This is a genomic window from Aeromonas sp. CD (assembly GCF_033349375.1).
In the GTDB taxonomy this organism is placed as follows: domain Bacteria; phylum Pseudomonadota; class Gammaproteobacteria; order Enterobacterales; family Aeromonadaceae; genus Aeromonas; species Aeromonas hydrophila.
Genome location: NZ_CP137631.1, coordinates 762312 through 785740 on the forward strand (window position 1 = coordinate 762312; position 23429 = coordinate 785740).

Below are 23429 nucleotides of genomic sequence, written 5' to 3' on the forward strand. Positions count from 1 at the left end.
CTGGCGCCTTAACCGGGCCGGAACCAGGCACGACATCAGTTGGCGGGCATGTCATGCCGGCTTGCCGCGGGTGGGCAGGAGATCAGGCTAGCGGGGGTTGCCGCGGCAGACAACGGGGAGGCGTCGACAATTTGCCCAATCTGGTCGCAGCCTGTCCGTTTGTGAAGGTATCTGAGTCAATTCAAGTGATTAGCCTTCATTCTGTGGCTCGGCTGACTATAATCGGCAGCCAACTTTTCCTGCATATCGCACCCCCTTCATCATGACTACACAGACTTCTACCGTGCTGCGCTACCCCAAGGGGTGGTTCGCATTGACCACGGTGTACAGTTTTACCGGGCTGGCCATTCTGGCCTCCATCGTCTTCTCCCTGCTGCTGTTTCTCTCCATCGACGAGAACCCCCTGATGAAGTGGCTGTTCGGCGGCCTGGCCATCATCTTCGAGCTGGGCAAGTTCTACGTCTGGTACGAGTATGGTGAGTGCAAGGCGCGGCGGGAGCTGAGCGGGGCCTTCTGGTCGCTGCTGTTCTACAGCGTGCTGGCCGCCATTTCCATCGGTGGCAGCATCGGCGGCATCAACAGCGCCACCAACACCATCCTCAACCAGCAGGCGCGCCATGAGCGGGAGATCGCCCGCTTCGACGAGCAGATCGCCAGCATAGAGCGGCAGATCCAGCTCAACGAGGAGGCGGCCCGCAAGTACATCGAGATGGCGCGTATCTCCAGCGGCGTCAGCGGGTTGCAGCAGGCCAACACCAAGCTCAGGCTGCGTCAGGACGAGCTGCGCCAGGAGCGGGACGCCAAGCCGGTCAACGAGCAGTCCTCCATGCTGGGGCTGATGAGCAGTCTGGCGGACGGGGTGGGCATGAGCATCAGCCAGGTGCAGTTTCTGCTGGTCTGCTTCCTCTCCGTGCTGCTCGACGTGTTTGGCGCCTTCTTCGTCAGCCTGATCGGCGAGGAGAACCGCTTTCGTCGCAGCTGGCTGTGGCAGCAGGCCAGGGAGCAGACCCTGGCCCGCCAGGCTGAGGCGGCGGCCATGGTGCCCGCCGTGATGGCCAGACCGGAGCCCGAGCCGGAGGTGGTGGCTCAGGTGCGCAGCGCGCTGGAGAGCGGCGAGCTCAAGTGCAGCAAGCGGCGGGTCGCAGAGGCGCTGTCGCTGTCGCTGGAGGAGGTGGACCGGGTGTTCCAGCATCTGCTGGCCCAGGGGGTGCTGGGGCAGGGCAGCAACCGCCACTACCATCTCAGCTCGCAGGGGAGTTGATCATCAGGCCACCACAGGGTGGCCTTTTTATTGCCGCACGGGGGCTGTGCTAGTGGGTCAGCACCATCATCAGGCTGAGGAAAGCGGCCAGCCCGCCGCCGATGCCGATGATCCAGTAAAAGCCCTTGGCCCCCTGTTTGAGCGGGATGCGGAAGTAGAGCAGAAACGCCCACCACCCGAGGGCCAGCAACAGAGGAATAAGAAACATTCGAGCCATGGTGTCCTCGCTGTTATTCTGTTGACCCTTGATCAATCAACAGGATGGATTGTGCAATGACGCAGCTACAGATTACCGCATTCGGCGACCCCTCGGTACTTCGGCTCAACCCTTCCCTGGACAAGGTGCCAGCCGACGGCGAAGTGCGGGTGCGCATCTGCTTTGCGGGGGTCAACCCCATCGATGCCAAGACCCGGGCCGGCCTCGGCTGGGCGGCGGCCCAGAACAAGGACAAGCTGCCCTGGACGCCGGGCTATGACGTGGCCGGGGTGGTGGAGAAGATAGGCCCCGGCGTCACCGCGCTGGCCGAGGGGGATCGAGTGTGCGGCATGGTGGGCTTTCCCCTCGCGGCCGGCGGTTACGGCGAGTCCGTGGTGGCGCGTGAGGAGGAGCTGGTCAGGCTGGAGAATATTGGCCTCAGACAGGGGGCGGCGCTGCCGCTGGCGGGCCTCACCGCCTGGCAGGGGCTGTTTGAACACGGCGCCCTCAAGGCAGGGCAACGGGTGCTGATCCTGGCCGGTGCCGGCGGTGTCGGCCACCTGGCGGTGCAGTTTGCCAGCGCTTATGGCGCCGAGGTAGTGGCGACGGCGAGTCGCGCCAACCACAGCTTCCTGCACGGGCTGGGGGCCAGTGGGATGGTGGATTACCATGACGCAGACTGGGTAGCCCAAGTGGTGGCCGGCGGTCAGGTCGATCTGGTGCTGGATCTGGTAGGTGGCGAGAGCGGCAAGGCGGCGCTGGCCTGCGTCAAGCCGGGTGGCCGGCTGGTGACGGTGCCCACCATCACCGCCCAGCAGATCAAGGATGCCGCGGCCGGCAGCGCCATCGAGGTGCTCGGCATGCTGGTACACCCCGACCGCCAGCAGCTGAGCCAGATGCTGACCCTGCTGCGTCAGGGCGAGGTTCAGGTCATGGTCGCCGGCGAGTATGCCCTGGCCGAGGGGGCGCTGGCCCATCAGGCCATCGAGCAGGGCCACGTGCGTGGCAAGCTGTTGCTGCGCATGCCCGCCGCGGACGCTCTGGCCGGATGAACGGCATCACCGAGCTGGGGCTCGGCTGGCTGTTTCTGAGCTCCTTCACCTCCGCCACCCTGCTGCCCGGCAGCTCGGAAGTGCTGCTGGGGGCCATGGCGACCAAGGGGGAATGGAGCATGGCCAGCCTGCTGCTGTGGGCGACGCTGGGCAACACCCTCGGCTCCATGACCACCTGGTGGCTCGGCTGGCTCGCCACCTTCAAGAAAAAATCGGAAGATTTTCAAGGCCGTGGGGAACAAAAAGCCCTCGGCTGGCTCAAACAACATGGCCACTGGTGTCTGCTGCTGGCCTGGACGCCGGTGATCGGCGATGGTCTCTGTCTGCTGGCCGGCTGGCTGCGCCTCTCCTTCTGGCGCTCTCTCATTCTCATCGGGCTCGGCAAATTGTTGCGTTATGCCCTGGTCTTTCTGCTGGCCAGGCAGATCTTCTAGCTTCACTCACGAGGTAACCGTGAACAAACTCATTCCATTAAGCATGCTTCTGGGCTTCTCCCTGCCCGTGCTGGCGGCACCCACCCTGGTGTCGGAACAGGTCAAGGAAGAGGGCAAGCTCGGCATTCCCTACCAGATGTACAAGCTGGACAACGGCCTGACCGTCATTCTGGCGCCCGACAAATCCGATCCCCTGGTGCACCTGGACGTCACCTACCACGTGGGCTCGGCCCGCGAGCAGGTGGGCAAGTCCGGTTTCGCCCACTTCTTCGAGCACATGATGTTCCAGGGCTCCAAGCATGTGGGGGATCAGGAGCACATGCGGATCATCAACGAAGCTGGCGGTGACATGAACGGCACCACCAACAAGGACCGCACCAACTACTACGAGACCGTGCCGGCCAACCAGCTGGAGAAGGTGCTGTGGCTGGAGGCCGACCGCATGGGCTTTTTGCTCGATGCGGTGAGCCAGAAGAAGTTCGAGATCCAGCGCGCTACCGTCAAGAACGAGCGGGCCCAGCGCATCGACAACCAGCCTTACGGTCTGGTGAGCGAGAAGGTGGGGGAGGCGCTCTACCCGCGCACCCACCCTTACTCCTGGCAGCCCATCGGCTACGTGGAGGATCTCGACCGGGTCGACGTCAACGACCTCAAGCAGTTTTTCCTGCGCTGGTACGGCCCCAACAACGCCACCCTGACCCTGGGCGGCGACTTCGACACCAAGCAGGCGCTGGCCTGGATTGAGCAGTATTTCGGCTCCATCCCGCGCGGCCCGGATGTGGCCGAGCCGACCCCTGCGCCCGTCACCCTGCCCGAGACCCGTTACGTGACGCTTGAGGACAAGGTGCACCTGCCGCTGCTCTACATCAGTTACCCGACCGTGTCGCTCGGCGATCCGCAGGAGCCGGCGCTCGACATGTTTGCCGACGTGCTGGGCGGCAGCGCCAGCTCCATGCTTTACCAGTCGCTGGTCAAGAGCGGCAAGGCGATTGATGCGGGCGCCTCCCACTACTGCGAGGAGTTGGCCTGCACCCTGACCGTCTACGCCTATCCCAACCCGGCGGTGGACGGCAGCCTGAAGACCCTCAAGAGCGAGGTGGACAAGGTGATCGGCGAGTTCGCCGGTCGCGGCCTCAAGCCGGAGGATCTGGAGAAGGCGATCAACAGCTATCGCGCCTCGGCCATCTGGGGTCTGGACAGCGTCTCCGGCAAGGTGAGCCAACTCGCCATGGGTCAGGTGTTCGCCCAGGATCCCAACTATGTGTTCAAGAGCCTGGATGCCATCGGCAAGGTGACCCCGGAGCAGGTCAAGACCGCCTACGACAAGTTCATCCTGAACAAGCCGGCGGTGGTGCTGAGCGTGGTGCCCAAGGGCAAGAGCGACTGGCAGGCAGCCAAGCCCAACTTCACCCCGGCCAAGCGCGAGCTGCCGGATTACAGCAAGCATGACAAGGTGCTGGCCGAGCGACCGGTGAAAGACGACTTCGATCGCAGCGTGCAGCCCAAGGCGGCCGATGCGGTGAGCGTCAAGGTGCCGGCCATCTGGCACGGCAAGCTCGACAAGGGGATCGAGATCATCGGCACCCAGAGCGACGAAATCCCCGCCGTCTCCATCATGGTCGCCCTGCCGGGCGGCATGCGGGCCGAGGGCAAGGGCGAGCTGGGGCTGGCCAGCCTCACCGCCAGCATGATGGGGCAGGGCTCGGTGCGCCTGACCGAGGCCCAGCTCAGCGACGAGCTGCAAAAGCTCGGCTCCAGCGTCAGCGTCTCCAGCGCCCAGTACAACAACCTGGTCACCATCAGCAGCCTGACCGACAAGCTGCCGCAGACCCTGGCGCTGGTGCGCGAGGTGTTTGAGCGGCCCGGCATGCGCGAAGCCGACTTCGAGCGGGTCAAGGCGCAGATGCTGCAAGGGATGAAGCAGAGCGAGCAACAGCCGGAGTGGCTGGCCGGTCAGGCATTCCGCGAGCTGGTCTACGGCAAGCAGAACCGCCTCGGTCAACCGGGTGACGGTGTGCTGGCCGACGTCGAGAAGCTGACCCTGGCGGACGTGAAGCGCTTCTACCAGAACTACTACAACCCGACCAACGCCAAGGTGGTGGTGGTGGGTGACGTGACCCAGGCCCAGGTGGAGGATCAACTCGCCTTCCTGACCCAGTGGAAGGGGGCCGAGCCCTCTCTGGGCAGCCTCAAGCCGGCGGGCGAGCAGGCCAAGCCGGGCATCTATCTGGTGGACAAGCCGGGGGCGCCCCAGTCGGTGATCCGCATCGGTCGCCGCGCCATGCCGTTCGATACCACGGGTAACTACTTCACCGCCGGGCTGATGAACTTCAACCTGGGTGGCAACTTCAACAGCCGCATCAACCTCAACCTGCGCGAAGACAAGGGCTACACCTATGGTGCCAGCTCGGGCTTCTCCGCCAACCGGGAGGCGGGTACCTTCGCCACCGGTGCCAACGTGCGGGCCGATGCGACCGTGGATGCCATCCGCCAGTTCCTCAAGGAGATGGACAACTACCGCAAGAACGGGCCGACTCCGGTGGAGCTCGCCTACATGCGCAGCGCCGTCTCCCAGCAGGATGCGCTCTCCTACGAGACCCTGGGCCAGAAGGCGGGCTTCCTGCTGCAGATGATCATGTACGACCTGAAGCCGGACTATGTGCAGGCCCAGAACAACCTGATCAAGACGGTGTCGGCCGAAACGCTCAAGGCCAGTGCGGCACGCTGGCTTGACCCGGCCGAGATGGTGATTGTGGTGGTGGGGGACAAGCAAAAGCTTGAAAAACCCTTGAAGGAGCTTCATCTTCCCATCTATCCGCTGCAGCTGCCCTGAGGGCGCTACATAATAAAGAGCGCCGCCCCCCTGTGGGGCGGCCACACATGAGCCGTGAATATGACTACGACAAGCTTGTCACTCACCGAGTTGTTGACCGCCCTGGGTTCGCCGGAACGGCTGACCGCCCTCAAGGGGATCCGGCGCGGGATCGAACGTGAATGTCTGCGCATCACCCCACAGGGAACCCTGGCCCAGACCGATCACCCCCGCAGTCTGGGCTCGGCGCTGACCCATGCCAACATCACCACCGACTACTCGGAGAGCCTGCTGGAGTTCATCACGCCGGCCACCGACTCCATCGACAGCCTGATGGAACAGCTTGGCGACATCCACCGTCACACCATCCACCATCTCGGTGATGAGCGGATCTGGCCACTCTCCATGCCCTGCTTCGTCGGCGACGAGGAGAACATCCGGCTGGCCCAGTACGGCAGCTCCAACATCGGCCGGATGAAGACCCTCTACCGGCAGGGGTTGAAGAACCGCTACGGCAGCCTGATGCAGGTGATCGCCGGGGTGCACTTCAACTTCTCCATGCCGGACAGCTTCTGGTGCGAGTGGCAGGAGCTGGTGTGCGAGGGGTGCTGCAGCCAGCGCTTCATCTCCGACAAGTACATGGGGCTGATCCGCAACGTCTACCGCTTCGGCTGGCTGGTGCCCTATCTGTTCGGCGCCTCGCCGGCCATCTGCGACTCCTTCCTGAAGGGGCGCAAGAGCAATCTGCCGTTCCAGAAGACCGGCAAGGGCACCCTCTACCTGCCTTATGCCACCGCGCTGCGGCTGTCCGATCTGGGCTACACCAACAGCGCCCAGGCGGGGCTCAAGATCAGCCACGACAGCCTGCCGGCCTATGTCAGCAGCCTGCGTCGCGCCATCAACACCCATGATCCCGACTTCGCCAAGATCGGCGTCAAGGTGAACGGCGAATACCGCCAGCTCAACGACAACGTGCTGCAGCTGGAGAACGAGCTGTACGCCCCGATCCGGCCCAAGCGTACCCCGCGCAGCGGCGAGAAGCCGTCGGATGCGCTGGAGCAGCGCGGTATCGAGTACATCGAACTGCGCACCGTGGACGTGAACCCCTTCACCCCGTACGGCATCGAGGTGGATCAGATCCGCTTCTTCGACCTGTTCCTGGTGTGGTGCCTGCTGCGCCCGTCCCCGGTGCTGGGCGACGAGGAGATTGCCCGCAATCGCCGCAACCAGACCAAGGTGGTGCTGGAGGGGCGTCGTCCCGGCCTCGAGCTGGAAGACGAGCAGGGTCATGCCATCGGCCTGAAGGAGTACGGCCTCAAGCTGTTCGACGAGCTGGCCGAGGTCGCCGCGCTGCTGGATCGCTGCTGCGGTCGCAATCGCTACCGCGAGACCCTGGCAATGCATCGCGAGAAGCTGCTCAACCCCGAGCTTACCTACTCCGCCCGCCTGCTCAAGCAGTTGCTGGAGAGCGGCCAGGACAACGGCTGCTTCGGCGACGAGCTGGCCAACCGCTACCGGGAAGAGATGCTGGCCGGTGAGCTGCAGTACTGGGACGAGGCCTACTTTGCCGGCGAGGCACGCGACTCGCTGGCCAAGCAGCGGGAACGCGAGCGCAGCGACAGCCTGTCGTTCGACGACTTCCTGGCCGACTACTTCGGGACCAGCAAGACCCCGGCCTGACGGGATCCACTTCTGCTGCAAGCCGCTCTTCGGAGCGGCTTTTTTATGGGCGCTCTCCAGTGGGCGGTTGGCCGTCACGGGCCCGAAAATAACTGTGAGTCAGCCTTCACTTCAGCAGCGCAATGGGCGGTTTTATTGTCAATCGGCTCACATTTTCCTCTTTTGCAGCTTGAGTCTGATGGGCTTGCCGCCTAATTTCTCGATCACTGAAACGATTCAGCTTTCACAAAAACAAGAGACACGAGGATAAATCCATGTTGAAGAGACTTTCCATTGCGGTACTGTTCGCGCTGGGCGCCAGCTCGGGCCAGGCTGCCGAATTCCTGCTGACCGACTCCCAGCAGGGGCTGGATGTGGGGGACTGGAAGATCACCAGCGACAAGCTGGGGATCAAGAGTCCGGCACCGTTCAGCATCGAGAAGAAACGGCTGCATGGCGGGCGTCAGGAAGGGGTGGACCTGCTGATTGTCGACAACGGGGTGATGAAGATAACCCTGATCCCGACCCGCGGCATGGGGATCAAGGAGGTCAGAGCCGCCGATCTGCGTCTCGGCTGGGATTCACCGGTCAAGGAGGTGGTCAATCCGGCCTTCATCGATCTGGAGAGCCGCGCCGGGCTCGGCTGGCTCGATGGCTTCAACGAGATGCTGGTGCGCTGCGGCTACGAGTGGACCGGTCACCCGGGAGTGGATGACGACGGCCGCCTCAAGAGTCTGCATGGCCGGGTGCAGAACATCCCGGCCTCCGTGGTCAGCGTGACCATAGACGAGGAGCCGCCCTACGCCATTCACGTACTGGGCCGGGTGGACGAGCGCACCTTCAAGATGAGCGAGCTGGTCACCTGGACCCAGCTCAGCGTCGTGCCCGGTCAGGCGGAGTTTGCCCTGCAGGACAAGCTGACCAACCACGCCGACTACGAGAACGAGTACCAGATCATCTACCACGGCAACTTCGGGGCCCCCATCCTGGAGGAGGGCGCGCGCGTCAGCACCCCGGTGAAGCAGATCTCCCCGTTCAACGACTACGCCAAGGGGGGGCTGAAGAGCTGGCAAACCTATCTGGGGCCGACCAAGGGCTTCGACGAGATGGTGTTCAACCTGGTGCCCTACAGCGACGCCGAGGGCAACACCCTGGCGGTGCTGAACAACCGGGCAGGCAGTGCCGGGGTGGCGGTGGGCTACAACACCAGGCAGTTGCCGGTGCTGACCCTGTGGAAGAACACCGACACCCGGGCTCAGGGCTATGTGACCGGTATCGAACCCGGCACCAGCTATGCCTACAGCACCAAGTACCAGCGCCCGCTGGGGCTGGTCCCCAAAATCCAGCCGGGGGAGACCAAGACCTTCGATCTGACCTACCGCCTGCTGCAGAGCGCCGACGAGGTGAAGCAGGCTCTGGCCAGCGTGGAACAGATCCAGGCCGGTCGGCCTACCGAGCTGCGTGATCAGCCGCTGGTCAAGCTGCCGTAAGTGACTGACAAACAGCAAAAAGCCGCTCTTGAAGCGGCTTTTTTATTTCCCTGAACCCGAGCGGTCTCAGACGTGGTTGTACTCAGACATGGTTATACATGGCCTCGATCTCGCTCTGGTACTTGGATTCGATGATCTTGCGGCGCAGCTTCATGGTGGGGGTCAGCTCCCCCAGCTCCATGGAGAAGGCGCTCGGCAGCAGGGTGAACTTCTTCACCTGCTCGAACTTGGCCAGCTCTTTTTGCAGATCCTGGATGCGTGCCTCGAAGAACTCCACCACCTTGGAGTGGCGCAGCAGCTCGGTCTTGCACTGGTACTGCAGGTTGATGGAGCGGGCGTACTCTTCCAGCGACTCGAAGCAGGGCACGATCAGCGCCGACACGAAGTGGCGGGCATCGGCGACGATGGCGATCTGCTCAATGAAGCGATCCTTGCCGATGGTGCCTTCCACCAGTTGCGGGGCCACGTACTTGCCGTTGGAAGTCTTCATCAGCTCCTTGAGGCGTTCGGTGAAATAGATGTTGCCTTCGCTGTCGAGCTCACCCGCATCGCCGGTACGCAGGAAACCATCCTCGGTCATCACCTCGGCGGTCGCTTCCGGCTTGTTGTAGTAGCCGCGCATCACGGTCGGGGAGCGCACCAGCAGCTCGTTGTTCTCACCCAGTTTTACCTCGATGCCGCAGAGCGCCGTGCCGATGGAGCCGAGCTTGAACTGGCTGTCTTCGTAGCAGCAGACGGTGGCGGTGGTCTCGGTCATGCCGTAGCCGTACTTGAGGTTGAGCCCCATGGCCTGGAAGAAGAAGTTCACCTCGTCGGCGAGGCGGGCGCCAGCTACCGGCAGGAAGCGGGTGCGGCCGCCAAAGCGAGCGCGCAGCTTGCGAAACACCAGTCGCTCGGCGAGCCAGAGCTGGCCGTAGAGCAGGGGGGAGGCGGTCTTGCCCGCCTGGCGGGTGGCGACCATCTGCTTGCCCACTTTGGTGGCCCAGCCGAACAGGGCCTGGCGCAGGCGCGGGGCCTGGGCCACCCTGGCCTGGATCATGGCGTAGGCCTTCTCGTAGAGGCGCGGCACGGCGCACATCACGGTCGGTTGCACCTCGCCGATGACATCCATCACCTTCTGCGGATCGCGGATGTAGACGTTCTCGGCACCGCAATAGAGCACGTAGTAGCTCCAGGCCCGCTCGAACACGTGGCTGAGCGGCAGCATGCAGAGCGACACATCCTGCTCGTTCAGATCGAGACGGCTGTTGTGCATCTCGAAGCAGGCGGCGATGTTGGCGAAATCGAGCATGACCCCCTTGGGCTCACCCGTGGTGCCCGAGGTGTAGATCAGGGTCAGCAGGTCGTCCATCCGGTACTGGCTCTCGCGCTCGCGCAGTATCTGTTCGCTGGGCTGGTGATTGCCGGAGACCAGAAACGTCTGGAAGTGGCTCGCCTGCGGGCAGCCGCGCAGGTTGACGCTGCCGTCGAGGGCGACCAGCTGGCGGATCTCGCCGCTTTCAACGAGTTGCAGCGCCTGGTCGAACTGAGGCTGTTCGCCGACGAACAGCACCTTGATGCCGGCATCTTTGACGATGTAGCGCAGCTGATCGAGCGTGCTGGTGGGGTAGATGGGGACACTGACGCCGCGGGCGGCCAGGATGCCGAGATCGGCCTGGGTCCACTCCGGCATGTTGCGGGCATAGATGCCGACCATCTCGGTGGGCTGGTGGCCGGCGCGGATCAGCGCCTGGGCACAGTAGTCCATGGCCTGTCCCAGAGTACGCCAGCCGATGGCACGCCACTGGCCATCCTGTTGTACGCGCAGGGCGGCCTTGTTGCCAAGCCGGGCGATACGCTCCCGCATCAGTCGAACCAGGTGGTGTTTCGGCATCAGTCAGACATCCTCAAGTAACAGTTGTACGCCCTAAGGGGCACTGAAAAATCGCGCTGGAGTTTAAACTCTAAGATTACAGCTTACAAGTGTTCGCCATTTGTCTTGGATCACAAAGTCGTCAATTAGGGTGAGCTTGAGGCATGATGGGGGCTGACATGCGGAGCCATTCAGGGAGGGTGAACAATGAGTGTCGGCATCAAGGGGGTGGTGACCGGGGTATTGCTGTTATTGGCGGGGGCCGGAGGGCTCTGGTTTACGCTGGGAGGCACGGGGAGCGAGGAGGACAACCCCTGGCTGAGCGGCGCCGAGGGCTATGCGCAGGCGCAGCAGCTGGCCCTGCACAAGGGCTATCCGCTGCTCTACGTGATCGAGCGCGCCAAGTGCCGGCGCTGCAAGCTGCTGGATACCACCCTGTGGCAGTCGGAGGAGATGGCGCCGGTGCTGGCCCGGCTGGTCAAGGTGCGCCTCAATCCGGATGCGGGGGATGGCAGCGAGCACATACTGCGCCGCTTCCCGCAGGTGGCGACGCCGCCCGGCATCTATGTGCAGCAGCCGGGCGAGCCGCTCAAGCCCATCAAGATAGTGGTGGATATCCAGCAGATCTGGATGCCCGGGGTGACCTGGCAGCGCGGCTTCTTCATGCCGCTCTCCGCCGCCGGGTTCGAGGCGGTGCTGCACACCACTCAGAGCCTGCAGGATCCGGCCCTCGACAACGCGCCGTTGCTGTAGTGCTGCAGATGTAGTGCCGCAGATGTAGCGCGGCGGTTTAGCCGAAGTCGAACAGGCGGGACATCAGCACGGCATCTTCCCGATCCTGGCCGGTGCCATAGTAGTCGGCACGCCGGCAGTACTCGGCAAACCCTTCGCTCTCGTAGAGGCTGATGGCGGTGCTGTTGCCGGCCCGCACCTCGAGGAACCAGGCCTCGGCCTTGTTGGCCTTGCTGCGGGTGAGGTACTCCTTGAGCAGCGCCCGCCCCAGCCCCTTGCCCTGAAAGTCGGGGTGCACGCAGATGTTCATCAGCGAGCTGTCACCCGCCACCAGATCCGAGATGTAGAAACCGGCCGGTTGGCCGTCGACCAGCAGCAGGCCGTTGAGGTAGCGCGGCCCGAAGCAGGAGAGCAGGTTGGCCTGGGTCCAGGGCTCCTTGTGGGCAGCCTGTTCGATGGGATAGATGAGCTCGAAGTCGGTCTCGAGCAGGGGACGAAATTGCACCATGGTGGCTCCGGGTCGGGGCGGCTAAGCGAAGAGAAGGTGGGGCCCGGCGCTCAGCCGAGGCGCCCCTTGAGCTGCTGCCACAGCGCCCGTTTCTGGGCGGGGGTGGGCGCGAGCGGGCAGATCAGGGCCTCTGGCCAGGCGGGATCGGCCGCCTCCAGCCAGAGCAGGGGTGGGGTGTGGCCAACGGGCAAACTGCTTAGCAGGCTGACCTCGTCGCTGCCGATGCCGAGCAGCTGGCAGAGATCCGCCAGCAGGCCGGGGGCCGGCAGCCGGCTCGCCAGGATCCAGAGCTTGCCGCTTGGCGGCTCGCTCGGCACGGCCGAGGCGGGGGCAGCCGCCTGCTCGCTTGCCGGGATCTCATTGGCCGGCGCGGGCGCAACCTGATGGCCTGCCAGCAGGGCTGGCCGGCGCAGTTGCCAGCTCGGGATGCCCATCCGGGCCAGCAGGTGTTGCCGCAGGCGACCGGATGCCTGGTCAGGTTGCGCGGGGGCGGGCTCCCGCGCCGTGGTCAGCTGCACTGGATCTTGCATGGACGATGACTCAGTCTTGATCTGCATTGATGAAAAAAGCTCTGCGCAGGGTACACTCGAACGCGTTTTGCTGCATCTTTTGCGGTATGTTTTAGCCAGGTGAGGCGGCCCGGCGCTCGGCAACCGGCCGGAGCGAGCCACAGGCGGCCTCCCGACAATCCAACAAGCAGGACAGGGAACCTTCGATCGCGTCGCGGGTGTGCCGGTTCCAGACAACCCCAGTATCGGAAGTGTGCCTATGCCACCTTTAGCATCACAGAATCTTCGTCTCGCCCCCATTCACGAGCGCCTGCCACGCCTGCTGTCGGCCCTCGGCGAGGGGCTCTACGAGCGCCAGGATGCCCTGCGGCTCGGCCTGCTGGCGGCCCTGTGCGGCGAGAGCGTGTTTCTGCTGGGCCCGCCCGGCATCGCCAAGAGCCTGATCGCGCGGCGCCTCAAGCTGGCCTTCTTCGATGCCCGCCACTTTGAATACCTGATGACCCGTTTCAGCACACCGGAGGAGGTGTTCGGCCCCCTTTCCATTCAGGCGCTGAAGGAGGATGGCAAGTATCTGCGGCTCACCGCCGGCTACCTGCCGGAGGCCGAGGTGGTATTCCTCGACGAGATCTGGAAGGCGGGCCCCGCCATCCTCAACACCCTGCTCACCGCCATCAACGAGCGGCAGTTTCGCAACGGCGACAGCCAGCACCCCATCCCCATGCGGCTGCTGGTGACCGCTTCCAACGAGCTGCCGGCCCCCGACAGCGGGCTGGAGGCGCTCTACGACCGGATGCTGGTGCGGATCTGGATGGACCGGGTGCAGGAGAAGGCCAACTTCCAGGCCATGCTGGCCAGCGACGGCCAATCCCACCAGAATCTGCCGCCCTCGGTGCAGATCCACGGCGAGGAGTACCTGGAGTGGCAGGAGCAGATCGATCGGATCCGGTTGCCGGACGACTGCTTCGAGCTCATCTATCAGCTGCGTCAGCAGCTCGACAGCCAGCTGGCCCACAGCTGCTACGTGTCGGATCGGCGCTGGAAGAAGGCCGTCAGGCTCATCAAGGCGAGCGCCTTTTTCAACGGCCGCGACGAGGTAGCCCCGCTCGATCTGCTGCTGTTCAAGGATTGCCTCTGGCATGACGAGGCCTCGCGCACCGCTCTGCTGGAGATGATGACCGAGTTCTCCCGCCTCTACGGCTATCAGCAGCTGGCCATGACCCGTCAGCTGATGGGGCTGCGGGAGCAGTTCAAGCAGCTCAAACAGAGCGTGGCCCAGCGCCTGTGCTGCAAGGCCAGAAAGCGCCAGCAGTGGTTCGGGCGCCGCGCCCGCGGCATCCAGATCCCGCTGGCCAACGCCCGCCCGTTCGGCAAACTGGCGCATTTCCACCTGCTCACCCCGGCGGCGCTGGATGGCGACGATCCGGAGCGGCTGGTGGAAACGCTGGTGTTCGACCGCACCCTGCTCTCCCACTGGCATCCCACCGGCGAGGCGCTGGTGGGCTGGCCGCTCGGCAACCCCAAGGAGGGCCACTACGAGCTGGTGCTGGACGACGAGCTGCGCCTGCACGTGCTGGACTTGCAGCGCCAGCAAATTCCCCTGGTGCTGGTGGAGCGCAATCCCATCCCCGAGGTGGTGATCGCCCCCTGGCAGGCCGCCCTGACCGGACTATTGGCAGAGGCCGGCGTGTTGGCGCAGGAGCTCAAGCGCCAGCGCAACCTGTTCGAGCGCCATCAGCAGCACCTCTTCATCGGCCGCCACTGGCTGCAGCAGGTGGAGGACAGCTTCTTCGTGCTGAACCGGGATCTGGACCAGCTGCGCACCGACCTCATCCACTGGCACGACCGGCTGCCGCAGTTGGACGCCTGAACCATGGCGAGCGCGAAAGGAACTGTGGTGAGCCTGGTCGGCGGAGGTCGCCATGCTTGAGATCGGCATGATGGATCTGGGGCTGCTCATTGGCGAGGGGGAGCTGGCGGGCGAGATGGCGCTCTTGCTGGCCTCCACCCCCAAGATCTCCGAATTCATCAAGCGCTCCCCGCTGCAGGGCAGATTGTTGCAAAAGCGGATCCGCCGCTGGAGCGAACAGCTGGGGGAAGAGATGCGCCACAAACCGGTGCCGGTGGCGCTGGAGCAGGAGTATCGCCTCTATCAGGCCCACAAGGGGTTGCCGCTGGCCGAACTGATGGGGTGCCTGCCGGCCCTGCTGGACGGGCTGGAGCAGTACAGTCCCTTCGCCGGCGAGGCGCGCAGCCTGGTGCGCCAGCTGATGGCCCACCCCACCGACAGCCAGCGCCAGCTGCTGATCGAGAAGTGGCGCACCAGCCTGGTGGGCAGCCTGCTGCAGCTGCAGCAGCAGATCGCCGAGGCGGAGCGGGAGAAGCAGCGCCAGGAGATTGAAGATCAGTTGCTGGCGAGCCGTACCCTGGCCGATGCGCTCGATCCCAACCAGATCTCCGCCGGCGGGCTGTGGGACTTGGCGCAGGGCAGCTGGCACAAGCGCAGCCTGGTGCTGGTCAAGCAGTATGCCCGCATGCTGCAGCGCGAGCCGCTGCTGGCGGAGATCGCCAACCTGCTGGGGCGCAGCCAGCAGGACAACCGGGCCAACGACTCGCCGGTGCCGCCGGTGCAGGTGCACGAGCTGGAGGAGGTGCAGACCGACGACGTGCCGGATGATCTGGTAGGCATTCATCCGGCCAGCGATCTGATGCGACTGTTGCCGAGCGAGGCGGTGATGCTGGCGCTGCCGGAGCTGGAGCTGGAGTTCTACCGCCGCTATCTGGAGCGGCGCCTGCTCAGCTACCAGTCGCGTGGCACCCTGCCACGCCAGCGCATCATGCTGCGCACCCCGGAACTCGGCGGGCGGCAACTGCAGCAGCGGGGGCCCTTCATCGTCTGCATCGATACTTCGGGCTCCATGGGGGGATACCCGGAGGAGTGTGCCAAGGCGCTGTTTCTGGCGCTGCTCAAGGTGGCGATGGACGAGAAGCGGGGCTGCTACCTGATGCTCTTCTCCACCGAGGTGGCGACCCTGGAGATCACCGCCGACACCGGGCTCGACAAGGCGGAGCGCTTCCTCTCCATGAGTTTTCACGGCGGCACCGATCTGGTGCCCTGCCTCGAGAAGGCCCTGATCAAGCTGGATGACCCCGCCTTTGCCAAGGCGGACGTGCTGGTGGTCTCCGACTTCATCGCCCAGAGCCTGCCCCACAGCCTGCTGGAGCGGATGAACCGCCAGCGCAAGCAGCAGACCCGCTTTCACGCGGTGGCCATGTCCCGCCACGCAAAACCGGCGCTGCTGCGGGTGTTCGACAACAGCTGGCTGCTCGATTGCGGCCTGCGCGGGCGTCTGCTGCGGCGCTGGCAGCGCAGCTGAGACAGGCCGTCAGCAGCGAGGCTGGTGGCCGAGCCCCCGTTCGTTGACCTGCTCCTGATCCAGCAGCGGCTGGCCGCTCGGCTGGGAGACGTAAAAACCCCGCTTGCCGCTGCGCTTGACCCGATACATGGCCTGGTCGGCGCGGGCCAGCGCCGTGCTGAAATCATCCTGCGGCCGGATCGCCGCAATCCCCATGCTCAATCCTACCGAGGCGTCGCCGTTGGGCAGCTCGAACGGGGTGGAGATGGCGTTGATGCACTGGCGGGCCAGGTGGCTGGTGCGGGGATCGTCGCTGGTCCAGGGCAGCAGCAGCACGAATTCGTCGCCGCCGAGCCGGCCTATCTTCACCCCCTCCTCGCAGCAGTCGCGCAGCCGGCGGGTGAGGGCGATCAGCAGCTCGTCGCCGGCGCGATGGCCCAGGTTGTCGTTGACCTGCTTGAAGTCGTCGAGATCGATGAAGCAGATTGCCTGGTACTCCTGCGGGAACTGGCGCTGCAGCGCGGTGCGGTTGAGCAGGCCGGTGAGGGGATCCCGGTGGGCGAGCTGGGCCAGCTGCTGCTCGTACTCCTTCTCGTGGGTGATGTCGATGTGGGTGCCCATCACCCGGATGGGATTGCCCTGTGCGTCCCGCTCCACCACCCGCCCCCGGTCCAGCACCCAGGTGGTCTTGCCGTCCTTGGCGATCATCCGGTGCATCACCTGATAAAACGGGCTCTTGCCGCTCAGGTGATCGAAGAAGGCCTGCAGCACCCGCTCCCTGTCTTCCGGGTGCAGGTGCTCGCGCCAGACGTCGAAGTGGGCCGACAGCTCCTTGGGCTGGTAGCCGAGCATGGCGCCCCAGCGGCGGTTGAAGATGATGAGCTTGCCGGTGGGCACATGGTTCTGCCAGATGCACAGGCCGGTGCCGTCCATGGCGGCTTCCAGCTTCTCCCGCGCATCCTCGGCGACCCGCTTGAGCCGTTCGTTCTCCTGCAGCAGCTTGTCGTAGGCCGCCTGCAGCTCCTGGTATGTCATCAACCCGCGCTTCCCTGTAGTGGATGGCGCCTATAGTCGATGCTGATTTTCCATCTGTAAAGAGGCACGAGGGGTCAGTGTGAGAGCCCGCCAGATCTGGCTGATTTTCTCTCTTTCTCCCTGGTGGCTGTGTGCTTGAACAAGGCAGGATATGATGGTCATAGTGAACACACCTGCCTAGCTGCACCACCAGAGGGGAAACCGAACCGGCATGAAACGCATCATGACCCTGATCCTGCTGACGGGATTGTGCACGCCCCTCGCCTGGGCGGCTCGGGCGCCGCTGACCGAACCTCAGCTCTCCCGCGAGCTGCAACTGCTGGAAGAGGGCTTCCAGCCCGACCGCATATTCCGGCTGCGCATCGCCGCGCTGGTGGCGAGCAAGGATGCCTATCCAGCCGACGTGCAGGGACGCATCGTGCGGCTGCAGTGCTGGGCCATGCCCGCCGAGTGGGACAGCGAGTATCGCGCCGTGGTGGCCTTTGCCGCTCAAGAGCTGGCCATCGCCCGGGCCCGCAAGGACAGGATCACCGAGACCGGCCTGCTCACCTGTCGCGGTTTTCACCAGCAGCAGCTCGGCAACATGGACCAGGCCAAGGCCGACTATCAGCAGGCGCTGGTACTGGCCCGCCGGCTCGGCGATCGGCTGCAGGAGGCCGACATCCTCAGCTTTCGCGGCGACATGTACGCCTATCAGGGGGAGCTGGCGGAGGGGCTGATGGAGCTTATCGAGGCGCACAAGCGCTTCGAGTCGCTGGGGCAGGATGGCAAGGCGCGGGAGGTGCTGGCCCAGATCGCCAACGCCTACCGGCGGATGGGGCTCTACGAGCGGGCCGAGGGCTACTTCAAGGAACTGGAGCACGACTACGGCACCCTGGGGGATCAGGAGCGGCTGGTGGACATCCGCTCCCAGCAGGGGCTGCTCTATGCCGAGATGGGGGAGTATGAGCGGGCCCTGCCGCTGATGATCCAGGCCGAACAGCTCTACCGCTCCCAGCAGAAGGAGGGGCTGCTGGCCTGGATCCAGATCGAGATCGCCACCATCCGTCTCAACCAGAACAAGGTGGCCGAGGCGGTGAGCAAGTTGCGCCAGGCGGATGCCATCCTGCGCAGTGGCGAGAGCTCCGACAGCGTGACCCTGGGCCACTGGCAACTGGTGATGGGCATGGCGGAGGCGGCGCAGCACAATCCGACCAAGGCGCTCTACTACCTGGCGCAGGCCGAACCCATCTTCGTCAAGGAGAAAAACCAGCGCTTCCTGGCGCGGGTCTACGAGGTGCGGGCCCGGATCCTGGAGCAGCAGGGCCAGATCAACGGGGCGCTGGCCAGTCTCAAGCAGTACGTCGAGACCAAGCACTCCCTGGAGCGGGTGCTCAGGGAGCAGCGCTCGTTGCAGATGCGCTTCGAGTTCGATCTGGCCCGCAAGGAGCTGGAGAACCAGGCCCTCAAGACCAAGCAGTTGCTGCAGGAGGCCAAGCTCAAGCAGCTGCAGGAGCGGCGCCACTGGCAGTACGCTGTGGTCATTCTGTTGCTGCTGGTGATGGGCATGCTGGCGCTGCATCAGTTCAATCGCTCCCGCAAGATGCGCCGGCTCGCCATGACCGACGACCTGACCGGGTTGCACAATCGCCGCCAGATCCAGGCCAAGGGGCAGGCCTGGTTCAAGCAGGCACGAGAGCATGGCCGGGCCTTGTCGGTGCTGCAGCTCGACATCGATCACTTCAAGCAGGTCAACGACACCCTGGGCCATCACATGGGGGACAAGGTGCTGGCCGAGGTGGCCAGTTGCGTCGCCGCCCAGCTGCGTTCCCTCGATCGGGTGGGGCGCAACGGTGGCGAGGAGTTTCTGGTGCTGCTGCCCGACACCAGCCTCGACGAGGCGGTCGAGGTGGCGGAGCGGATCCGCCATCGGGTCGCCCAGCTGCGCATCGACGGGATGCCGGAGGGGCAGCCGGTGCACGTCAGCATCGGCTGTGCCCAATACAGCCCCCTCGACGAGAGCTTCGGCGATCTGGTGCAGCGGGCCGACGAGGCCATGTACCGGGCCAAGCAGGCGGGCCGCAACCAGGTGATGCGGGCCGAGTAGGGGGCGCAGGCCGCCCTGCTCGTCTGCAAAGCCGGGCTGGGTATTTTTCACTCGCGCGGGTATAATGTCGCGCAATTTTGCTTTGGCTCAGGTGAGAAGACCCATGTAACGCAACCCTCTTCCTCTCTCCACCGGTTGGTGTGATGCCAGCTTGGTGTGGCTCGTTGCGTATCCATGCCGGACCGTGAGTCAATGCGGCACTCCGGAATTATCCCACGGTGGCTTAAGGCCGCCGCCCAATAGAAGAACGTTGAATTATGTCAGCTGAATTTCTGAGTGAAGTCTCCAAGAGACGCACTTTTGCGATCATCTCGCACCCGGATGCGGGTAAAACCACCATCACCGAAAAAGTCCTGCTGTTCGGACAGGCCATTCAGCGCGCCGGTACCGTCAAGGGCCGTGGCTCAGGCCAGCACGCCAAATCCGACTGGATGGAGATGGAGAAGCAGCGTGGTATCTCCATCACTACCTCGGTGATGCAGTTCCCCTATGCCGATTGTCTGGTCAACCTGCTCGATACCCCGGGTCACGAGGACTTCTCCGAAGATACCTACCGTACCCTGACGGCGGTCGACTGCTGCCTGATGGTCATCGACGCCGCCAAGGGTGTTGAAGACCGGACCCGCAAGCTGATGGAAGTGACCCGACTGCGCGACACCCCCATCCTCACCTTCATGAACAAGCTGGACCGTGAAGTGCGCGATCCGATGGAGGTCATGGACGAGGTGGAGCGCGAGCTCAACATCATGTGTGCCCCCATCACCTGGCCCATCGGCTGTGGCAAATCCTTCAAGGGGGTCTACCACCTCTACAAGGACGAGACCTATCTGTATCAGAGCGGTCAGGGCCACACCATCCAGGAGAAGCGGGTGGTCAAGGGGTTGAACAACCCCGAGCTGGATGCCGCCATCGGCGAAGATCTGGCTGCCCAGCTGCGTGGCGAGCTGGAGCTGGTGCAGGGCGCCTCTCCCGAGTTCGATCACGATGCCTTCATCGCTGGCGAGATGACCCCGGTCTTCTTCGGTACCGCACTGGGTAACTTCGGTGTCGACCACATGCTGGACGGCCTGACCGACTGGGCACCGTCGCCCATGCCGCGCAAGGCCGAGAGCCGTGAAGTGGCCGCCACCGAGGAGAAGTTCTCCGGCTTCGTGTTCAAGATCCAGGCGAACATGGACCCGAAACACCGCGACCGTATCGCCTTTATGCGCATCGTGTCAGGTACCTACTCCAAGGGCATGAAGATGCGCCACGTGCGTATCGGCAAGGACGTGAACATCTCCGACGCAGTGACCTTCATGGCCGGTGACCGCGAGCAGGCGGAAGACGCCTTCGCCGGCGACATCATCGGTCTGCACAACCACGGCACCATCCAGATCGGCGACACCTTCACCCAGGGTGAGGATCTCAAGTTCACCGGCATCCCGAACTTCGCGCCTGAACTGTTCCGCCGCATCCGCCTGCGCGATCCGCTCAAGCAGAAACAGCTGCTCAAGGGGCTGGTGCAGCTCTCCGAAGAGGGCGCGGTGCAGGTGTTCCGTCCGCTCATCAGCAACGATCTGATCGTTGGTGCGGTCGGTGTGCTGCAGTTCGACGTGGTGGTGTCGCGCCTGAAGAGCGAATACAACGTCGAGGCGCTGTACGAGGCGGTCAACGTCTCCACCGCCCGCTGGGTGGAAGGGACCGACGTCAAGAAGTTCGAAGAGTTCAAGCGCAAGAACGAGGTCAACCTGGCCCTCGATGGCGGTGACAACCTCACCTACATCGCGCCGACCATGGTCAACCTGCGCCTGGCCCAGGAGCGTCACCCGGACGTCCAGTTCCGCCAGACCCGCGAGCACTGACAAGCGCTTGCCCACTAGGCAGACAAGATAAAAAAAGACCCCGCTCAGGCGGGGTCTTTTTTTGCATGGCGATCAAGGCGCAGATGGGAGCTGAGCTGCCGTCATCCGTCGACAAGGGGGGCAATGCCCCCTATAAAGGAGGCTGTTACATGATTCAGGGAGTGATGCATGTCGGTCGAACTGCCCGTCGAGGCACAATTTAACGCTTACAACGCCCATGATCTCGAGGCCTTCCTGGCCTGCTTCTGCGAGGCGTTCAAGGGATACCGGATGCCGACGGAGAGCCCGAGCACTGTGGGCAAGGGGGCGCTCAGAGCCTTCTATGCCGAGCATCGCTTCAACAACCCGGCCCTGCGGGCAGAGCTGTTGTCGAGAACCGTCATCGGCAACAAGGTGTTTGATCACGAGTTGATCTATGGCCTCTCCCCCGAGCCGCTGGAGAGCATGGCCGTCTTCGAAGTGGAGGCGGGCCTGATCAAGACGGCCTGGTTCTACTTCCCCACCTGAAAGGCGCCCTGCGCCCCTGTCTGCCTTGGCCTGACTGCAAACACCGTCCGCTAACACCGGCTGGCGTCAGGCCTCGCCCTCCATGCCGCTGGCGAGGCTTGCCAGCCAGCGTTTGACCAGTAGCAACTCCTCCTCGGCCAGCGGGGCGGCCAGCTCCAGCTCCAGCCGGGCGACCCTGGCCTTGGCCTCGGCCAGCAGCGTGGCACCCGCCGGGCTCAGGCTGAGCTGCTGGATGCGGCCATGCTGGAGGTGAGGGGTGCGGGCCAGCAGGCCGCTGCGTTCCAGGTTGGTCACCATGGGGCTCACCGTCTGGGGGGTGAGCAGGGTGAGCCGGGCGAGCTCGGCGTTGGAGCTGCCGGGATAGGCATCCAGCATGGTGAGCAGGGCAAACTGGGGCGCCGTGATGGGCAGGTCCGCCAGCGCCCGCTCCATGCGCAGGCGCTGGGCGGCCGCGGCCTGGCGCAGCAGATAGCCGAGGTGACCCGCTTCGCCGCGCTTGCCCTCGCCGGGGGCGGGCAGGGGGATGGACAGCTCTGTACTCAAGGGGGGCTTGTTTATCATGTCAGGGTGCTGATATGTTGTTCGTGCCCTGATATTAAATCATGCCCAAGGAGAACACCAGAATGAGCACCCGCATCGATTACCCCGACTTTCGCCAGCTGCTGCCGGCGGCTCACGACGCCCTGATCGCCGCCGGCAAGGCGGTGGACGAGGCTGGCCTCGACAAGAGCCTGAGCGAGCTGGTGAAGCTGCGCGCCTCCCAGCTCAATGGCTGCAGCTTCTGCCTGCAGTATCACTTGAACATCGCCCGTCGCAGCGGGGTGGGGCAGGCCAAGCTGGATCAGCTGGCGGCCTGGCGCGATGCCACCGTGTTCAGCGCCCCGGAGCGAGCGGCCCTGGCCTGGACCGAGAGTCTGACCCGGCTGCCGCCGGACGGTGTGCCCGACGCCCTCTATGGCGAGCTGCGCGAGCACTTCAGCGAGGCCCAGATAGTGCAGCTGTCGGTGACGGTGGCCACCATCAACAGCTGGAACCGGCTCGGGGTGGCGCTGCGTTTCGTGCCGCCTGCCGCCCAGCTCTGAGCGGCAGCCAAACAAAAGGGCGGCATCGCTGCCGCCCTTTTTCATCCTGAGTTGATCACTCAGGCCGGTCGCTGGCCATCGTCGGCGCCAAGCGTCAGCACCATGCAGATCTCGCAGGCATCGTGCCCGGTGCTGCCGAGCGGGCCCGGCAGGTGCTCGAAGCCCAGGGATTCGTAGAGCGCGGTGGCCTCGCGCAGCACGGCGGTAGTCTCCAGGTAGCAGCGCTGATACCCGAGTGCGCGCGCCTCGTCCAGCGCCTGCAGTACCAGCCGGCGTCCCAACCCCAGCCCGCGCAGGGAGGGCATGAAGTACATCTTCTGCAGCTCGCAGACTTGCCCCTCTTCCCCCGCCAGCGGCGCTATGCCGCCCCCGCCTAGAATGGTGCCGTTCGGTCCCTCGATCACCCAGTAGCGGCTCTGCGCGCCCTGATAGGTTTCATGCAGCCGATCCAGATTGGGGTCGGCCACCCCGTAGCCCTTGTCGGCGGTGAGCCCGTATTCGGCGGAGACGGCACGGATCACGGCGGCGATATGGGGGTTGTCGGCGGCTGTGATGGGGCGGATGCGGTAGCCCTGCTGGCGGCGGGCACGGGAGAGGGCGCTGCGATAGAGGCGCAGGCCGGTCCACAGCTGCTCACGCTCGGCGAGGGTGAGCTGGGCCAGGGTCTCCTCCATGGCGCTGTCCATCTCCTGATGCAGATCCAGCAGCTGGGCCTGGCCGGCGATGGTGAGGCGCGCCTCCTTGCTGCGGCCATCGGACGGATGGGGGTGCCAGCTGATGAGCTCGCGCTCGGCCAGGCGGGCCAGCGGGCGGCTGGCGTTGGACTTGTCGATGCGCAGCCGTTCGGCCAGTTGCTGGTTGGTGGCGGGGCCGCTCTCCAGCTCGATCAGCAGATGGGCTTCGAGTGGGCTGAGCGCCAGTTCGCCGCACTGCTGGGAGAGCATGCCGAGTTCGCGTACCAGATCGCGCGACAGGGCGCGCAGGGGGCGGGGATCCATATCAGGGCTTCCTATTTGG

Annotated in this window: 20 protein-coding genes; 13 read left to right on the top strand and 7 right to left on the bottom strand. The window is 64.5% G+C overall.

Translation table 11 applies throughout. The annotated features are described in order from the left end of the window. Positions 1 to 262 precede the first annotated feature (262 nt). Positions 263 to 1261, top strand: coding sequence for a Preprotein translocase subunit SecY (locus R2E40_RS03560; protein WP_201887031.1), 999 nt, complete (start codon positions 263 to 265; stop codon positions 1259 to 1261). 49 nt (positions 1262 to 1310) lie between these two features. Here R2E40_RS03560 and R2E40_RS03565 read toward each other — a convergent pair whose 3' ends face one another. Further along, positions 1311 to 1478, bottom strand: coding sequence for a hypothetical protein (locus R2E40_RS03565; protein ID WP_005308905.1), 168 nt, complete (start codon positions 1476 to 1478; stop codon positions 1311 to 1313). A 56-nt stretch (positions 1479 to 1534) separates the two neighbouring features. On the opposite strand from R2E40_RS03565, the gene R2E40_RS03570 reads away from it, so the two are divergent. From R2E40_RS03570 to R2E40_RS03590, 5 genes are all read left to right on the top strand, one after another. Then, complete coding sequence (locus R2E40_RS03570; protein WP_318164779.1) at positions 1535 to 2509, top strand: NADP-dependent oxidoreductase; 975 nt, start codon at positions 1535 to 1537, stop codon at positions 2507 to 2509. Continuing rightward, positions 2506 to 2943, top strand: a complete 438-nt coding sequence (locus tag R2E40_RS03575) for a YqaA family protein (RefSeq protein WP_318164780.1) — start codon at positions 2506 to 2508, stop codon at positions 2941 to 2943. The genes R2E40_RS03570 and R2E40_RS03575 overlap by 4 nt, the downstream gene beginning before the upstream one ends. Positions 2944 to 2962: 19 nt before the next feature. Then, a complete protein-coding gene (locus tag R2E40_RS03580; RefSeq protein WP_318164781.1) occupies positions 2963 to 5776 on the top strand; it encodes a pitrilysin family protein in 2814 nt (937 codons plus the stop codon). Between the two features lie 60 nt (positions 5777 to 5836). Beyond that, a complete protein-coding gene (gene gshA / locus R2E40_RS03585; protein WP_139703266.1) occupies positions 5837 to 7435 on the top strand; it encodes a glutamate--cysteine ligase in 1599 nt (532 codons plus the stop codon). Positions 7436 to 7689: 254 nt separating this feature from the next. Beyond that, the gene (locus R2E40_RS03590) at positions 7690 to 8904 is read left to right on the top strand and encodes an aldose 1-epimerase family protein (protein WP_043166210.1); all 1215 of its coding nucleotides are present in this window, start codon (positions 7690 to 7692) and stop codon (positions 8902 to 8904) included. 82 nt (positions 8905 to 8986) lie between these two features. Here R2E40_RS03590 and R2E40_RS03595 read toward each other — a convergent pair whose 3' ends face one another. After that, positions 8987 to 10777, bottom strand: a complete 1791-nt coding sequence (locus tag R2E40_RS03595; protein WP_318164782.1) for a long-chain fatty acid--CoA ligase — start codon at positions 10775 to 10777, stop codon at positions 8987 to 8989. Between the two features lie 186 nt (positions 10778 to 10963). On the opposite strand from R2E40_RS03595, the gene R2E40_RS03600 reads away from it, so the two are divergent. Further along, positions 10964 to 11509 carry a hypothetical protein gene (locus R2E40_RS03600; protein ID WP_106553377.1) on the top strand — a complete coding sequence of 182 codons (546 nt, stop codon included), beginning with the start codon at positions 10964 to 10966 and terminating at the stop codon, positions 11507 to 11509. Between the two features lie 37 nt (positions 11510 to 11546). Here R2E40_RS03600 and rimI read toward each other — a convergent pair whose 3' ends face one another. Together rimI and R2E40_RS03610 are read right to left on the bottom strand one after the other, a co-directional pair. Then, entirely contained in the window at positions 11547 to 11996 is a 450-nt protein-coding gene (rimI, locus tag R2E40_RS03605) for a ribosomal protein S18-alanine N-acetyltransferase (protein WP_318164783.1), read from the bottom strand. Between the two features lie 50 nt (positions 11997 to 12046). Continuing rightward, positions 12047 to 12526 (bottom strand): DNA polymerase III subunit psi, encoded by a 480-nt coding sequence (locus R2E40_RS03610; protein WP_318164784.1) that lies wholly within the window; start codon positions 12524 to 12526, stop codon positions 12047 to 12049. Positions 12527 to 12764: 238 nt separating this feature from the next. Here R2E40_RS03610 and R2E40_RS03615 point away from each other — a divergent pair, with 238 nt between their 5' ends. Then, positions 12765 to 14372 carry an ATPase RavA domain-containing protein gene (locus R2E40_RS03615; RefSeq protein ID WP_318164785.1) on the top strand — a complete coding sequence of 536 codons (1608 nt, stop codon included), beginning with the start codon at positions 12765 to 12767 and terminating at the stop codon, positions 14370 to 14372. A gap of 52 nt (positions 14373 to 14424) precedes the next feature. Then, positions 14425 to 15879 (top strand): ATPase RavA stimulator ViaA, encoded by a 1455-nt coding sequence (gene viaA / locus R2E40_RS03620; protein WP_318164786.1) that lies wholly within the window; start codon positions 14425 to 14427, stop codon positions 15877 to 15879. Positions 15880 to 15888: 9 nt separating this feature from the next. Here viaA and R2E40_RS03625 read toward each other — a convergent pair whose 3' ends face one another. Continuing rightward, positions 15889 to 16893 carry a sensor domain-containing diguanylate cyclase gene (locus R2E40_RS03625; protein WP_043127922.1) on the bottom strand — a complete coding sequence of 335 codons (1005 nt, stop codon included), beginning with the start codon at positions 16891 to 16893 and terminating at the stop codon, positions 15889 to 15891. 223 nt (positions 16894 to 17116) lie between these two features. Here R2E40_RS03625 and R2E40_RS03630 point away from each other — a divergent pair, with 223 nt between their 5' ends. From R2E40_RS03630 to R2E40_RS03640, 3 genes are all read left to right on the top strand, one after another. Then, a complete protein-coding gene (locus R2E40_RS03630; protein ID WP_318165534.1) occupies positions 17117 to 18979 on the top strand; it encodes a diguanylate cyclase in 1863 nt (620 codons plus the stop codon). A gap of 254 nt (positions 18980 to 19233) precedes the next feature. Beyond that, on the top strand, positions 19234 to 20823 hold the full coding sequence (prfC, locus tag R2E40_RS03635; RefSeq protein ID WP_085946238.1) for a peptide chain release factor 3: 1590 nt from the start codon (positions 19234 to 19236) through the stop codon (positions 20821 to 20823). Positions 20824 to 20991: 168 nt separating this feature from the next. Then, a complete protein-coding gene (locus tag R2E40_RS03640; RefSeq protein WP_130633042.1) occupies positions 20992 to 21330 on the top strand; it encodes a nuclear transport factor 2 family protein in 339 nt (112 codons plus the stop codon). A gap of 66 nt (positions 21331 to 21396) precedes the next feature. On the opposite strand, the gene R2E40_RS03645 is transcribed toward R2E40_RS03640, so the two are convergent. Continuing rightward, positions 21397 to 21873 carry a MarR family winged helix-turn-helix transcriptional regulator gene (locus tag R2E40_RS03645; protein ID WP_318164787.1) on the bottom strand — a complete coding sequence of 159 codons (477 nt, stop codon included), beginning with the start codon at positions 21871 to 21873 and terminating at the stop codon, positions 21397 to 21399. An 80-nt stretch (positions 21874 to 21953) separates the two neighbouring features. Between R2E40_RS03645 and R2E40_RS03650 the strand changes: the two genes are divergently transcribed. Next, a complete protein-coding gene (locus R2E40_RS03650; protein WP_011704690.1) occupies positions 21954 to 22412 on the top strand; it encodes a carboxymuconolactone decarboxylase family protein in 459 nt (152 codons plus the stop codon). 59 nt (positions 22413 to 22471) lie between these two features. On the opposite strand, the gene R2E40_RS03655 is transcribed toward R2E40_RS03650, so the two are convergent. Continuing rightward, on the bottom strand, positions 22472 to 23410 hold the full coding sequence (locus R2E40_RS03655) for a bifunctional helix-turn-helix transcriptional regulator/GNAT family N-acetyltransferase (protein ID WP_318164788.1): 939 nt from the start codon (positions 23408 to 23410) through the stop codon (positions 22472 to 22474). Positions 23411 to 23429: the final 19 nt, after the last annotated feature.

Bases quoted from the DNA above. Each gene is read 5' to 3' on its own strand.
- R2E40_RS03560 (WP_201887031.1), top strand. From the start codon at position 263: ATGACTACACAGACTTCTACCGTGCTGCGCTACCCCAAGGGGTGGTTC.
- R2E40_RS03565 (WP_005308905.1), bottom strand. From the start codon at position 1,478: ATGGCTCGAATGTTTCTTATTCCTCTGTTGCTGGCCCTCGGGTGGTGG.
- R2E40_RS03570 (WP_318164779.1), top strand. From the start codon at position 1,535: ATGACGCAGCTACAGATTACCGCATTCGGCGACCCCTCGGTACTTCGG.
- R2E40_RS03575 (WP_318164780.1), top strand. From the start codon at position 2,506: ATGAACGGCATCACCGAGCTGGGGCTCGGCTGGCTGTTTCTGAGCTCC.
- gshA (WP_139703266.1), top strand. From the start codon at position 5,837: ATGACTACGACAAGCTTGTCACTCACCGAGTTGTTGACCGCCCTGGGT.
- R2E40_RS03590 (WP_043166210.1), top strand. From the start codon at position 7,690: ATGTTGAAGAGACTTTCCATTGCGGTACTGTTCGCGCTGGGCGCCAGC.
- R2E40_RS03595 (WP_318164782.1), bottom strand. From the start codon at position 10,777: ATGCCGAAACACCACCTGGTTCGACTGATGCGGGAGCGTATCGCCCGG.
- R2E40_RS03600 (WP_106553377.1), top strand. From the start codon at position 10,964: ATGAGTGTCGGCATCAAGGGGGTGGTGACCGGGGTATTGCTGTTATTG.
- rimI (WP_318164783.1), bottom strand. From the start codon at position 11,996: ATGGTGCAATTTCGTCCCCTGCTCGAGACCGACTTCGAGCTCATCTAT.
- R2E40_RS03610 (WP_318164784.1), bottom strand. From the start codon at position 12,526: ATGCAAGATCCAGTGCAGCTGACCACGGCGCGGGAGCCCGCCCCCGCG.
- R2E40_RS03615 (WP_318164785.1), top strand. From the start codon at position 12,765: ATGCCACCTTTAGCATCACAGAATCTTCGTCTCGCCCCCATTCACGAG.
- viaA (WP_318164786.1), top strand. From the start codon at position 14,425: ATGCTTGAGATCGGCATGATGGATCTGGGGCTGCTCATTGGCGAGGGG.
- R2E40_RS03625 (WP_043127922.1), bottom strand. From the start codon at position 16,893: ATGACATACCAGGAGCTGCAGGCGGCCTACGACAAGCTGCTGCAGGAG.
- R2E40_RS03630 (WP_318165534.1), top strand. From the start codon at position 17,117: ATGACCCTGATCCTGCTGACGGGATTGTGCACGCCCCTCGCCTGGGCG.
- R2E40_RS03640 (WP_130633042.1), top strand. From the start codon at position 20,992: ATGTCGGTCGAACTGCCCGTCGAGGCACAATTTAACGCTTACAACGCC.
- R2E40_RS03650 (WP_011704690.1), top strand. From the start codon at position 21,954: ATGAGCACCCGCATCGATTACCCCGACTTTCGCCAGCTGCTGCCGGCG.
- R2E40_RS03655 (WP_318164788.1), bottom strand. From the start codon at position 23,410: ATGGATCCCCGCCCCCTGCGCGCCCTGTCGCGCGATCTGGTACGCGAA.